This window comes from Halomonas sp. BMC6 (assembly GCF_964204995.1).
GTDB lineage: Bacteria > Pseudomonadota > Gammaproteobacteria > Pseudomonadales > Halomonadaceae > Vreelandella.
The window spans coordinates 3689391-3703195 of sequence record NZ_CAXNSH010000001.1 but is presented as its reverse complement, the minus strand read 5'-3'; the positions used below and the strand labels follow the sequence as shown (position 1 = coordinate 3703195).

The 13805-nt window shown below is 60.3% G+C and carries 9 protein-coding genes; 5 read left to right on the top strand and 4 right to left on the bottom strand.

The annotated features are described in order from the left end of the window. Positions 1–86 precede the first annotated feature (86 nt). Genes AB6K10_RS17850 through AB6K10_RS17840 form a run of 3 tightly spaced genes read left to right on the top strand, consistent with a single transcriptional unit; the run spans position 87 to position 2915 of the window. Positions 87–1073 carry a TRAP transporter substrate-binding protein gene (locus AB6K10_RS17850; protein ID WP_159342867.1) on the top strand — a complete coding sequence of 329 codons (987 nt, stop codon included), beginning with the start codon at positions 87–89 and terminating at the stop codon, positions 1071–1073. 43 nt (positions 1074–1116) lie between these two features. Then, positions 1117–1653, top strand: a complete 537-nt coding sequence (locus AB6K10_RS17845; RefSeq protein WP_159342866.1) for a TRAP transporter small permease — start codon at positions 1117–1119, stop codon at positions 1651–1653. Beyond that, positions 1650–2915, top strand: a complete 1266-nt coding sequence (locus AB6K10_RS17840) for a TRAP transporter large permease (RefSeq protein WP_253017935.1) — start codon at positions 1650–1652, stop codon at positions 2913–2915. Before AB6K10_RS17845 ends, AB6K10_RS17840 begins: the two co-directional genes overlap by 4 nt. Positions 2916–2933: 18 nt before the next feature. Here the strand turns inward: AB6K10_RS17840 and AB6K10_RS17835 are convergent, their stop codons facing one another. From AB6K10_RS17835 to AB6K10_RS17825, 3 genes are all read right to left on the bottom strand, one after another. Next, complete coding sequence (locus AB6K10_RS17835; RefSeq protein WP_159342864.1) at positions 2934–3812, bottom strand: transglutaminase family protein; 879 nt, start codon at positions 3810–3812, stop codon at positions 2934–2936. Beyond that, on the bottom strand, positions 3809–6217 hold the full coding sequence (locus AB6K10_RS17830) for a circularly permuted type 2 ATP-grasp protein (protein WP_339119485.1): 2409 nt from the start codon (positions 6215–6217) through the stop codon (positions 3809–3811). Before AB6K10_RS17830 ends, AB6K10_RS17835 begins: the two co-directional genes overlap by 4 nt. 73 nt (positions 6218–6290) lie before the next feature. Continuing rightward, positions 6291–9644: a transglutaminase family protein gene (locus AB6K10_RS17825; RefSeq protein WP_339119484.1), complete on the bottom strand. Its 3354-nt coding sequence runs from the start codon at positions 9642–9644 to the stop codon at positions 6291–6293. 434 nt (positions 9645–10078) lie between these two features. Between AB6K10_RS17825 and AB6K10_RS17820 the strand changes: the two genes are divergently transcribed. Beyond that, positions 10079–11563, top strand: a complete 1485-nt coding sequence (locus AB6K10_RS17820; RefSeq protein ID WP_159342861.1) for a circularly permuted type 2 ATP-grasp protein — start codon at positions 10079–10081, stop codon at positions 11561–11563. A 4-nt stretch (positions 11564–11567) separates the two neighbouring features. After that, positions 11568–12566: an alpha-E domain-containing protein gene (locus AB6K10_RS17815; RefSeq protein WP_159342860.1), complete on the top strand. Its 999-nt coding sequence runs from the start codon at positions 11568–11570 to the stop codon at positions 12564–12566. Here AB6K10_RS17815 and AB6K10_RS17810 read toward each other — a convergent pair whose 3' ends face one another. Beyond that, entirely contained in the window at positions 12567–13628 is a 1062-nt protein-coding gene (locus tag AB6K10_RS17810) for a putative zinc-binding metallopeptidase (RefSeq protein ID WP_253017940.1), read from the bottom strand. Positions 13629–13805 lie beyond the last annotated feature (177 nt).

The following is a 13805-nucleotide window of genomic DNA, read 5'->3' as shown; positions in this document are numbered from 1 at the left end:
GCCATCGCTAAGGTATTCTCAAAGCCGCTAATTAAAAAAACACCCAAAGCGCCGTATGGCGCTTTGGCTGGACAACGAGGCTTTGCATGAACCGAATGAAAACGCTGACGCTTGCCTGCGCCGCAGCCGCTCTGGCCGTTTCTTCCGTTAGCGCCCAGGCGCGTGATTTCCGTTTGGGGCTGATTACCCCCGCCCAGCATCTGTGGTCTACCGAAGCTGAAGCGTTTGCCCAAACGCTGAGCGAGCGCTCAGGCGGTGAGCATAGCGTAAGCGTGTTTCCTGCTCAGCAGTTAGGTAACGAAGCGCAGATGGTGCAGCAGCTGCAAACCGGCGCGTTGGACATGGCCTTTCTGACCATTGCCGAAATCTCCAACCGCATTCCTGATTTTGGCGCGCTCTACGCCCCGTATCTGGTGGACGACGTGAATCACGCTGCGCGCCTGCTGCGCTCCGATGCCGCCGGAGAGTTGCTGGACCTGATGCCGGAAGGTGTCGGCTTGGTCGGTGTGGGTTACGGCATGGTAGGCATGCGTCAAGTATTGAGCCGCAGCCCCATCGAGAGCGCTGACGATCTGCAAGGTCAGCGGCTGCGTATTACGCCCTTCGAGCCGATCCGTGACTTCTACACCGCGACTGGCGCGGCCCCTGCGCCCATGCCGCTGTTGGAAGTCTACGATGCCCTCGCCAATGGGCAGGTCGACGCCATCGACATGGACTTCGATTCCATTCTGATTCTGAAATTCTACGAGCAGGCGAATAACCTGCTGATCTCCAACCATATGATGTTCCCGATGGTGGGGGTGGTGTCTGGGCGCGTCTGGCGCGAGCTCTCTGAAGAAGATCGTGAGTTGATCGATACCGCCATGGCCGAACACCTGGAAAACGTGCTGACGGGGTTCGAAGAGATGGACGCCGCTCAGGAAGAGGAGATTCGCGGGTTGGACATCAATATCGTCGAAGCCGATGCCGAGTTCTTCTCCGAGGCGATTGCCGAGTGGGAACGTATTTGGGCACCCAAAGCGCCCATGCTGGAAACCCTGCGCGCCGAGGCGGACCGCCTGCGCGACGAGTAATCCTTAACGTCAAACAAGCCGTTGATAAAGGCCTTTAATCATCATGTTGCAACGCCTGTCCAACGGGCTGGCCCGCTGTGAAGAGATCACCGCCGCTGTCTTGGCAGCGGCGGTGACGTGTTTGATCCTTACGAACATCGCCTTTCGCGCGCTGGGCAGCCCGCTTTACTGGGTCAGTGAACTGGCGATCTACGCCATGATCTGGATGACGTTTTTGATTGCCGGGGCAGTGCTGAAACGCCGCCAGGGCATCGCGGTGACGCTGTTGAGCGACCTGCTGCCGCCAACGGGTAGAAAGCTGGTTGGCGTGGCGGTGGATGCCATGGTGCTGCTGTTCGCCCTGCTGCTGGTATGGCTCTGCTGGCGCTGGTACCAGCCGCTGACGCTGGCCCAAACCGGCTTCGATACGCGAGCCTTCCAGGGGCAAACGTTCAATTTCATCTATGCGGAAAACACCTCCACGCTGGGCATTAAGAAGTTCTGGGCGTGGCTGATCGTGCCCTGGTTTGCGCTCTCGCTGAGCCTACACGGCGTGTCGAATCTGGTGCAATCGCTAACGGCCAAGAGGGGGCGCGTATGACAGTCGTGGTGTTTCTGTTGCTGTTACTGGGGGCGGTCCCCATTGCTTTGGTGCTAGCGCTCACGGCGATGTGGTACATCCAAGCTTCCGGCAATACGGTGTTATTCGACTCCTATCCGCAGCAGTTGTTTAGTGCCATTGAAAGCTACGGCCTGTTGGCGATCCCGCTGTTCATGCTGGCCGGGGAGTTGATGAACGAGGGCGGACTCACCAAGCGCTTGATTGCCCTCGCGCGGATTCTGGTGGGAGGCTTTCGCGGTGGCTTGGCCTATATCAACTTGGTGGCCAACATGATGATGGCGGCGATCATTGGGTCGGCGGCGTCACAAATCGCCATCATGTCCCGTGCCATGGTGCCTGCGATGGAGGAGGAGGGGTATGACACGCCCTACAGCGCGGCGATTACGGCGGCGGGCGGGCTGCTGTCGCCGATCATTCCGCCCTCCATGCTGTTCGTGCTGTTTGGTGTGATGGCCCAAGTACCCATTGCGGAGATGTTTATCGCCGGGCTACTGCCGGGGCTGTTATTGGGCGCGAGCTTTTTTATAGTCATCGCTCTGGTGGGGCTGGTGCAGCAATACCCGAAAGGGCAGTGGCCCAGTCGGCAACAGGCGCTGCACGATGCGCTATGGGGGATGCCTGCACTGCTGATTCCGGTAATTATCATCGGCGGCATTCTGCTGGGCATTGCCACGCCCACGGAGTCGGCGGCGCTGGCCTCGCTGGCGGCGCTGTTAATGGGACGCTTTGTGTACGGCGATCTGCGTTTGAGTCAGCTTCCTCAGGTGCTCACGCGCACGGCGATCAATGCCGGACTGGTGATCATGTTGATTGCCGCAGCGGGCGTGTTTGGCTGGGTGGTGATTTACGAGCAGCTGCCGCAAATGGCCGCTGAATGGATTGCCGCGCTGACCAGCAGCCCGTTTCTCTTTCTGCTGTTGGTGATTGGGGCGCTACTGCTGGTGGGAATGGTGATCGATGGCATTGCCGCGCTGATTTTGGTGGTGCCCATTTTGATGCCCATCGCCCAGAGCCAGTTTGCCATCAGCCCCTATCAGTTTGGCGTGGTGGTTTGCTTGACGCTGGTGATGGGCTTGCTGACGCCCCCGGTGGGGGCTGGGCTATTCATTGCGTCCTCCATGACCGGCGCGCCGCCGCTGAAAATTTTCCGAGCGCTGCTGCCTTTTCTATTGGCGACGCTGGTCACGCTGGTGCTGCTGGCGTGGTTGCCGTGGTTAACCAACGGGTTGATTCAACGGTGATCGTTCCACGGGCGCGGCTCAGGCCGCGCTGTTGTCGGTGAGGGGCATGACGTCCACCTCCACCTCTAGACGGTGGTCGCCGCCGCCGTTCATCACGCCTTTGAGCGGTGCTACGTCCGCGTAATCGCGACCCCACGCCAGCACCGGATGCTGTTCTCCGGCCACCGTGCCGTTGGTCGGGTCCAGCGCCAGCCAGCCCCAGTCGGGAATCCATGCGGCCAGCCACGCGTGGGAGGCATCGGCACCTATCAGCCGTGGCTGCCCAGGCGGCGGCTGAGTTTCCAAATAGCCGCTCACGTAGCGTGCCGCCAAGCCGACCGAGCGCAGTGCACCAATGGCCAGGTGGGCGAAGTCTTGGCAAACCCCCCGTCGGTTGGCCAGCACCTCGCTGAGTGGTGTCGCCAGGGTGGTGAAGCTGGGGTCGTAGTCGAAGGTGTCGTAAATCAATTGGTTGAGCGCCAGCGCGGCATCGACGAGCGGGCGGCCGGGCGTGAAACAGCTGCGGGCAAACGCCGCCAGCTCGTCGTTACGACGAATGAACGGCGAGTCGAGCCGGTAGAGCTGCCGATCGAAGCGGCTGTCTTTGCTCAGCTGGTCGGCTACACGCTCCCACGCTGGCGAGCTGCCTGGCAGTGGTCCCAGAGGTTGGGTGTTGAGCGGCGTCACGACGGTCACGTCCAGCGTTTGGTGCACGTCCTCTAGTGCGAAGTAGAGCACGCGGTTGCCAAACACATCGCGCCGCTCGGCCTGCACCTGGGGCTCGGGGCTGATGGTAAGCGTGGATGCACCGCACTGCTGGTGCTGGGTTTTGCGCGGCAGCACGCGTGCCTCGCTATGGCAGAGCGTCACCGGCGCGCTGTAGTGGTAGCGTGTGGTGTGCCGCAGCGTGTAATTCATTCGTCGGGCTCCATGCTGACAAGTTGGCGCGGCCGCTCCACGTGGCTAAAGTGGCTGTGGCTAATGGCATCGGAGAGCGCGTTGAGCGGGGCAATCAGCTCGTCCAGCAGTTGCTCCAGCGCGGCCTGCGCATCCGGGGTATCGGCCAAGTGGCTGATCCGGTCGATATCGGCGAGATGCAGCGCGGCGTTGGCTTGAATGAGCAAACGCCGTTCGGCATTCCGGTAGGGCGATGAGCTGCCGGGCAGTCGGTCCATCTGCCGCTCCAAGCGCTTGAGCATATAGCCCACCGAGCGCGGGTTGGTCTCATCGAATAGCAGTAGATCGAGAATCGCTTCTGGGTGCAGCTCGCTGCGGTAGCGCCGCCGGTAGGCGGTAAAGTTATCGGTGGTGGCAAGCACCACTTCCCATAGCGCCAGCCCCGGCGAGTGGGGCGCGTTGAGGGTGAGTTTGAGCAGCGACAGCAGCCCCAGTACGCGATCCAGGAAGCGGCCGATATCCATGAAGCGCCAGCCGTAGTGGTGGGGCATGGTTTCGTTACACAAGCCAAAGAACGCAGCGATCTGCGCGGAAAGCCCTTCGCAGGCGCGGCGTGCGGCGCTGGCGCCGAGGCTTGGATTGAACGTATCCACCCGCTGGCGCAGTTGGTGAACGACTCGCCAGGAGTCATCTCCCAGGTGGTCGCGAACGCTGCGGGCATTGCGCAGCATGTTCGCAAAGAGCGGCTGCAGGGCTTGAGGGTCGCGTTCATCGAACTGGGCCAACAGCGCCGTGCGTTTTTGTGTAAAGCCGACGAGCGGCGGTTTGGCATCCTCACCATCACGATGGAGCGTGGTGATGTCGAGGGCTAGCAGCAGCTCATCCAGCAGTTGGTCTGCGATTTCGTCCTGATCGTACTCCATCAGCCGCATCAGCGCTTCACGCAGCAAGCGGGCGCGCGCATCCAAGCGCTCGCCGTAGCGACCCAGCCAAAACAGGCTTTCCGCCACTCGGCTGGGCAGGTCGGTGCCATCGCGGGTGGCGACCACCGGGCCACGCGCTTGGCGTAGCTGGCTGACATGGGGTTGGGGCGTATTTGCGGTCACCCACACATCTTTGACGATCGGGCTGCTCAGTGATGGAGACCCCGGCGTACCCACCCACGCAAGCCCGCCTGGCATGACGTGGTAGTCGCTGGGCTGCTGGCGCTGTGTCGCGACGCTGCCCGGCATCCGCGAGACGAAGCAGCGTAGGTTGAGCGTCGCTGGGGATAACCGCTGCATATGGGCATCGAACACCGGTGCCGTGGCCGATCGAGTGCTCGTGTCGGCATTGGGCAGCAGCAGCTCTTCGCCCAGCACATGCTGGCAAAGGGCAGGCAGGTAGTCTGCCAGCTCGGCCATCTCCAGCACTCCCACGCCTAGCGCATTCGACATGGCCACACCGCTGGCGCGGGTCGCTTGTAGCAGCCCCGGCACGCCCAGTTGCGAGTCACCGCGCAGCTCCAGCGGGTCGCAGTAAGCGTCGTCGCAGTGGCGCAGCACCACATCCACGGGCTGCAATCCCCCTAAAGTGCGCAGCCATAGCTGACTATCGCGCACGACCATGTCTTGTCCTTCGGCGAGGTCGATGTTCAGGTAGTTCGCCAGATACGCGTGCTCGAAGTAGCGTGGGCTGCCAGGACCGGGGGTGAGCAGCACGATCGTTGGGTTATCGCGGTGCTGGTAGGCCAGCGCGGTCAGGGTGCGGTGGTACTTGTCCAAGAAGCCGGCCAACCGCTTGAGCGGCGCGTTGCGGTACATCTCCGGCAACGCGCGGGCCATCAAGATCCGGTTTTCAAGCGCGAACCCGGTGCCCGAAGGGGCCTGCAGGCGATCCCCGATCACCCGCCACTGGCCGTCGGTATCTTGGATAACGTCAATGCCATGAAAGCTGATCGCGGGGCGGTCGCTGGGTTGCGAACCGTGGCAAGGCAGCAAAAAGTGGGGAGAAGCGAGAATGGCCTGGGTCGGTAGTAGCCCCGCGTCGACCAGTTTGCGCGGGCCATACAGGTCATCGTAGAGCGCATTGAACAGGCGCGTGCGCTGCATCAATCCGACTTCTAGCGCTTGCCACTGCACTTGATCGATCACCCAGGGGAGCGGGTCGAGCCGCCAGGAGCGGCCCTGGGTATCTTCGTGCATATTGAAAATCACGCCGTTTTCCGCCAGCAGGCGCTGAATCTCTTCGTGCTGCTGGTAGCGGCCATCCGCGCCGAGTGTTTCCAGGGCGTTGAGCAAGCTCTGCCAGCCGGGGCGCAGTTGCCCCTGACGATCGAGCATCGCATCAAACGTGCCGGGCTGTCCCTTGCCTAGCTGATTCGAGTAATCCTCAACGAGCCCGGCAGCGCCGAGCTCGAGCAGTGAGGGAGAGACAGGGGCGGTCATGATCCTGTTTGTCCTAAGCGGGTAGGGGGAGGATTATCCTGTAGCTAGCGCGGATAAGAAAGCATTAGCCGTTTCATGAGCGTGGGTTCCAGCGTAGATCCAGCGTGCAGGGCAGCTCCTGGCTCGGCATTTCGGGCGTAGGAACCCGATAGCCATGGGTATGGCCACTGTCGCTGAAACGCCCTAAACGGCGGGCTTCGGCTTCAAACGCATTCACAGGGAAGGTTTCAAAGCTGCGCCCTGTGGGATGTACCACATAGTAGGTGCAGCCTGCTACTGAACGTTGGTTCCAGGTGTCGATGACATCGAACACCAGCGGCGCGTGAATCGGAATCTGCGGATGCAGCGCAGAAGGGGGCTGCCAAGCGCGGTAGCGTACCCCAGCCACGGCTTCACCGTTACGTCCGGTGGCGGCCAACGGCACCGGACGGCCGTTGCAGGTAACGACGTAGCGGTCGCCGCTCATGCCGCTCACTTTGACTTCCAAACGCTCCACCGATGAGTCGACGTAGCGTGCGGTACCGCCTGCGGTCGCCTCTTCGCCCAGTACGTGCCAGGGCTCGATGGCTTGGCGAAGCTCGATCGAGAGCATCGGCGTATGCAGACGACCGTGCACCGGGAAGCGGAACTCCAAGAACGGCGCAAACCAAGCCAGCTCGAAATCGAAGCCATGATGGCGCAGGTCGCTGAGCACGTCGTTCAAGTCTTCCCATAAATAGTGGGGCAGCATCCAGCGGTCTTGTAGCGCACTTCCCCAGCGAACCGGTTTGGCACGGTACGGCGTTTTCCAGCAGCGGGCGACCAGCGCGCGAATCAACAACATTTGCATCAGTCCCATCCGCGCGTGGGGAGGCATTTCGAAGCCACGCAGCTCCAGTAGCCCCAGGCGGCCGCTGTCGCTATCCGGCGAATAGAGTTTATCGATACAGAACTCGGCGCGGTGAGTGTTGCCGGTCAGGTCGGTGAGAAGGTGCCGCAGTAGGCGGTCGACCAGCCATGGCTGTACTACCTCGCCCTTGGGCATTTGCTGTAGGGCAATTTCCAGTTCGTAGAGTGCTTCGTGGCGCGCTTCATCGACGCGCGGCGCTTGGCTGGTGGGGCCAATGAACAGCCCAGAAAACAAGTACGACAGGCTCGGGTGATGCTGCCAGAAAGTCACTAGGCTGGCCAGCAAGTCGGGACGACGTAAGAACGGCGAATCGTCCGGGGTGACGCCGCCCAAGGTCACGTGATTGCCGCCTCCGGTGCCGGTATGGCGGCCATCCAGCATGAACTTTTCGGTACCCAGGCGTGCTTGACGCGCTTCGTCATAGAGCCGTTCGGTCTGTGCGACCAGCGTCTGCCAGCTGGCGGCGGGCATGATGTTGACTTCGATGACGCCCGGGTCGGGAGTGATCTGGAAACTTTCCAGGCGCGGGTCACGGGGCGGGGCGTAGCCTTCGATCATGACTGGGCAGGCAAGCTCGCGGGCGCACTCTTCGATGCTGCTGAGCAGGTCGAGGTAGTGCTCGAGCTGAGTCAGGGGCGGCAAGAAAACATGCAATCGTCCCTCACGGGGTTCGACACACAGGCTCGTATGGATGATCGTGTGCTCTCGATCCTCCTCTGCGCTGGGTTGCTGCTGCACCGATTCGCCTTCCGGGTGACCATGGCTTGGATGGGTGGTCTGCCCCAAGCGCTCGGCATTCGTGAAGCGGTGCTGTTCGGCGTTACGGCGGGCCACTTCGCCATGGATGTCGCCCAGCGCCGGGCGTGGGGCAAACAGCGACTGCGGCTGGGGCTGGTCTTCTGGGTCGGCCCAGGGCAGGGCAGAGAGCGGCAGGCGCAGCCCCATGGGCGAGTCGCCGGGCACCAGGAAAAGGTGGTCGCGCTTCAACGGCCAGCGACCGCTTTCCCAGCGATGCGACTGGGCGATAGAGTGGCGTAGCGGCAGCGCATAGCCAACGACCGCGCTGAGATCCTGCTCCAACAGGCGAGCGAGGCGTCGGCGCTCGGCGTCGTCTTTCAAATCAGCTTTACGTGGGTCCACGTTGATCGGCAGCGTTTGCTCTTTCCACAGGTAGTAGTAGGCATCTTCAAAGGCAGGAATCCAGTGGCGCTCGGCAATACCCAACTGTTTGCTAAGCGCACGGGTAAAGCGCTGCGCCATAGCATCATCGACGGCCACAGAGGGCGCACCCTCCATACAGGCAAGCCAGGTCGGGTCGCGCCACAGCGGTACGCCATCTTTGCGCCAGTAACAGGCCAATGCCCAGCGGGGAAGCGGCTCGCCGGGGTACCACTTGCCTTGCTGTTGTTGGATGACGCTGCCCGGAGCGTAGGCAGCTTGAAGCCGTGTTAGCAGCGCTTCGGCACGTTCGCGCTTATGCTCACCCAATGCTTCAGTGTTCCACTGGGGGCTTTCCATATCATCAATGGAAACAAACGTTGGCTCACCGCCCATGGTGAGGCGAACATCCTGCTCGTTGAGCTCGCGATCCACTTGGTCGCCTAGCTTAAGAATTTTTTCCCACTGTTGGTCGCTGTACGGTTTGGTGACACGCGGGTCTTCATGAATGCGCTCAACGCGCATTTCCACATCAAACTCCACCTCGCACTTATCAGAAAAACCAGTGATGGCCGCAGCGCTGCCGGTGGTGGGGGTGGCGGCTAGCGGGATATGCCCTTCACCGGCAAAGAGGCCAGAGGTGGGATCGAGGCCGACCCAGCCTGCACCAGGTAGGAAGACTTCGGTCCAGGCGTGGAGGTCGGTAAAGTCCACGTCGGTGCCGCTGGGGCCATCAAGCGCTTTGACATCCGGCGTGAGCTGAATCAGATAGCCCGACACAAACCGCGACGCCAGGCCCAAATGGCGCAGTATCTGCACCAACAGCCAAGCGCTGTCGCGACAAGAGCCGCTCGCCAGGGCCAGCGTCTCTTCGCAGCTTTGTACGCCAGGCTCCATGCGTACCAAGTAGCTGATGTCTTTCTGCAGGCGCTGGTTGAGGGCGACGAGGAAGTCGACGCTGGTGGTCGGCTCGAGAGAGACGTCTTTTAGCCACTCCAGCAGCCGTGGTCCCGCTTCTGTCACCTCCAGGTAAGGGCCAAGCTCTTTGGTGAGCTCGTCGGGGTAGGTGAACGGAATCTTCTGGGCAGCGTCATCCAAAAAGAAGTCGAACGGATTGATCACCGTCATCGGCGCAACGAGTTCGACGGCAATGGTCAGCTCTTTGCGCGGTTCAGGAAATACCACACGAGCATTGAAGTTACCGAACGGATCTTGCTGCCAATTCAGAAAATGATCATCCCCAGAGATAGTCAGCGAATAGGCATCGATATGAGTACGGCAGTGAGGGGCCGGGCGTAACCGGATCACATGAGGTGACAGCTTGACGGGGCGGTCGAAGCGGTAGGTCGTGCGGTGATGCAAGGCAACGCGAATGGTCATGAGCCACCCTCAAAGAAAGCCAAAAGTCACCGCGCGACGCCAGCGTAACGCGACGGTGAAGAAAATAAGTACCCAGAAGTATCGTTGGAGTTGAACCATTTTGCAGCTGCAATATGAACTAAGACGTTTAAAGAGTGTGGAAAATTGTCATCGCCTCATGAGTATTAACTTTCATGCACTGTTTTGGTGCCTTTAGTTTAATGGGGGACTAAAAAGGAGCAGTGTCAGTGCATTTATGCATAACAAGGGGACCAATAACGTTAGATAGAGAGAAACGCGAGTATCAAACTCGAATTAAGCGTTGAAATAGCGGGAAATATGGTACGAGTTTTGCGTGTTTATATGGTCAAGTTGCTACGTACATTGCACGCGGCAGGCCTACACTACTGAATTAAGGAAGTTGCCGCTTCCACCCTAGCGCCAGGAGAGCGCCCATGAGCCAAGTCGATTGGAATAACTATGCGTGCCGTGATTTTTACGATGAGCTGCTGGCGGCACCGGGCAAACCACGTGCTTCTGCGGATGAGTTATGTAACATGTTGGCGCGCTTCAGCGCTGAAGAGTTGGCCGAACGCAAAACGGCGGCAGAAATTGCCATTCGCACGATGGGTATTACGTTTACCGTTTATTCAGAAGGGGCGATGATCGACCGTGCTTGGCCTTTCGATATCGTTCCCCGCATCATACCCGCCAATGAGTGGCGTAAAACGGAAGCGGGCTTGAAGCAGCGGGTGCAAGCGCTGAACTTGTTTATCGACGATCTGTATCACGAACAGAGCGTCGTGAAAGATAAAGTACTCCCTGCGGAAGTATTGGCTCAGTCGGCCAATTTCCGACCTCAATGTGTAGGCATCAATCCTCCCCATGGCGTTTGGGCACATATTTGCGGGTCTGACTTGGTGCGTGGCGGTGATGGCACGCTCTATGTGTTGGAAGATAACCTGCGCATTCCGTCGGGCGTTTCGTACATGCTGGAAAACCGCAACGTCACCAAACGCGTACTACCGGAGCTGTTCGCGTCGGGCAAGATCTTGCCGGTGGATGACTATGTCGCGCAGCTTTACGACATGCTGGCAGCCATGTCGCCGCGCCCGGGTGATGACCCACAGGTGGTCGTGTTGACACCGGGGATCTATAACTCTGCCTATTTCGAACACGCTTACCTTGCCCAACAAATGGGCGTCGAGCTGGTACAAGGCAGCGATCTGCTGGTCGATGACGACGACGTGGTTTACATGCGCACGGTAGAGGGCCTGCGCCGTGTCGACGTGATCTATCGCCGGGTGGACGATGAGTTCCTCGATCCAGAGGCGTTCAACCCTCACTCCATGCTGGGCGTGCCGGGGCTGATGCGCGCCTGGCGCGCAGGAAAGGTCGCGCTGGCCAACGCACCTGGGGCAGGGGTTGCCGACGACAAAGTCGTCTACGCCTTCGTCCCTGAGCTGATCCGCTACTACCTGGATCAAGAGCCGTTGCTGCCAAACGTGCCGAGTTATTTGTGCATGTTCGAAGAGGATCGCAAGTACGTGCTGGACCATCTGGATGAGCTGGTGGTGAAACCCGCCAACGAGTCCGGCGGCTACGGCATGCTGATCGGCCCACGCTCCACCAAAGAGACGCGCGACGAGTTCGCGCGCTTGATCAACGAAAATCCGCGTAACTACATGGCCCAGCCGACGCTGGCCCTCTCGACCACGCCAACGCTGGCCAACGGCTTGCCTCAGCCTCGCCACGTCGATCTGCGTCCCTTCATTCTCTCCGGCCCGGAAACCCACGTCACCACCGGTGGACTCACTCGCGTGGCGCTGGTAGAGGGTTCGTTGGTGGTCAATTCGTCCCAAGGGGGCGGTAGTAAAGACACCTGGATCGTCGAGACCGACGAGAACGCGGCGGGTGCCGCTGAGCAGAAAGGAGCCTAGCGCCATGCTGTCACGCGTTGCTGAAAACCTCTACTGGATGGCGCGCTACATCGAGCGTGCCGAAGATACCGCGCGGTTACTGAGCGTCAACAGCCATTTGATGCTGGACTTGCCTCGGCATTTGCCACTGGGCTGGGCGCCGCTCATCGAAATGACCGGGACGCTGGAGGCCTTCAATGCCCGCCACTCCAGTTTCGACGAGCGTAGCGTGGTGCACTTTTTGTGTGCCGATGCCCAAAACGGCAGCTCGATTCTCTCGGCGCTGGCGAGCGCCCGGGAGAACTTACGCACCACCCGGGACGTAGTGCCCCGCGAGATTTGGGAAGAGGTCAATCAGCTCTATCTCAACGTCGCGGACCACGCGGAAAACGGCGTGAGCCCTCGACGTCGAGACGCATTTTTGAAAAACGTCATTCGTGGCTGCCAAACGTTGACCGGGTTGATCGAAGGCACCTTGAGCCACGGCCCGGCGCGCACGTTCATCAAACTGGGCCGCCAGCTTGAGCGGGCAGATATGACCACGCGGATCGTCGATGTGCGTTCGGCCAGCCTGCTGCCGCAAAACCCTGAAGAGCTGCTGCCGTTCGAGAACCTGCAGTGGATGAGCGTCTTGAAGTCACTCACCGCGTATCAGATGTATCGTCAACAGGTCAGGCTACGGGTGCGCGGCCCGGACGTGCTGCGTTTTCTGCTGCAAGATCCGCATTTGCCTCGCTCCATTGCCTGTAGTTTGGAAACCTTGGGGCACGAGCTACAGCTACTGCCCCGCCAAGACCGCGTCGCGGCGACGGTGTCGTTGGTACGGGCCGACGTGGTCGATGCGGATATTCAGGCGCTGGCGCACTCGCCGAGCAAGCTGCACGCTTTCGTGGACGAACTGCAAATTGGCTTTGCCGCCATCCACGATACGCTTAGCGCTACCTACTTCGTGAACGGCGACGGCGTTCCTCGGGTCACCCAGCGTCAAACCCAAAGCCACACAGGCGACCATGACAACGATTAACTAGGCCGCTTGAGAGCTGGCGTTCGCCTGTTGAATGAGTTCATGCAGGTACGCCAGCTTCTCACGCACCGCCGGGGCGATGACGCCGGGTGCCAAGTCCAGCAGGCCCATGTCACGATTGAGTTCGTTCACTGCCATGCCCACCTGATGAAACGCCTGAAGCATGCTCTCCAAAGAGCCGTCGTACTCGGCACGTGAGAGGCCCATGTGCAGTGCCGTATCCAGCACGGCCACCATGTCCAGATAGAAGGCAAACGTCTCGGCGAAATCCTCCCACGGATGCATGGCGGCGTAGGCGGAAATGAACCGCGAGGGCCAGTCTGCCGGCGCGCCTTGCTGATAGTACTGCTCCAGGGCTTCGCCATAGGTAGGGTGGTTGTGGTCGCCGAATACGCGAATGCTGGCGGCTTCGTCTTGGTCTTTGACCAGCAGATCCCAGTAGTAGTGGCCGATTTCGTGACGAAAATGGCCGATCAGCGTGCGGTGGGATTCGTTCATGTCGACACGCAGCCGCTCACGCTCTACGTCATCGGCTTCTTTGACGTTGATGGTGATATGGCCGTTGGCGTGGCCAGTGTAGACCTTCTCTTGGTTCGCCGTGGAGCGCCATAGTCCTTGGTCGGGCAGCGCATCGGCCATGAACGAAAAGCTCAGCGGAACGCGGATGTCCTCGCCCTCGACGCCATGGGGAAGCTTGAGCAAATCCAGCGTATAGAAAAGCCGCCGTTTGGCACTCTCCAGCGCTGCCCAACGCTCCCGGTTGCCGTCGACCTCTAAATCGGGAATCACCTCGTTATAGCGGCAGCAGTCGCACAGCGTATCCGCGTGCCCTTCGGCCATCACGACCATCCGATTACAAACGTTTTCGACGGCGTAGTTGTGGCACTTCATCAGCGCCGTACCGCAGCCTTCATGGGTGCAGCGGTAGCCGCCGCTATCCAGCGGTGCCAGTGCCACGATATGACGACAAGCGGGGCACCAGCCTACCTCCGACTCACAGGCCAAGCAGTGAGTGTTCTCGAAAAACAGCGGATTGCCACAGCGGCAGCTAAACGTCTGCATGGATGCCTCCTTGTGATCACCACAGCGCATCTCACGAAGGTGAGTGCTGATACGCAACTGTCTCAGCATAGCGAGGCCCTGACTGAGAGGGAAAGCCAAATCGTCGCTCGATGCGGAAATTATCTTTGCCCAGAGGCTAATTGACGTTTACGTCAACTTGCTGATATACCCTAGTAG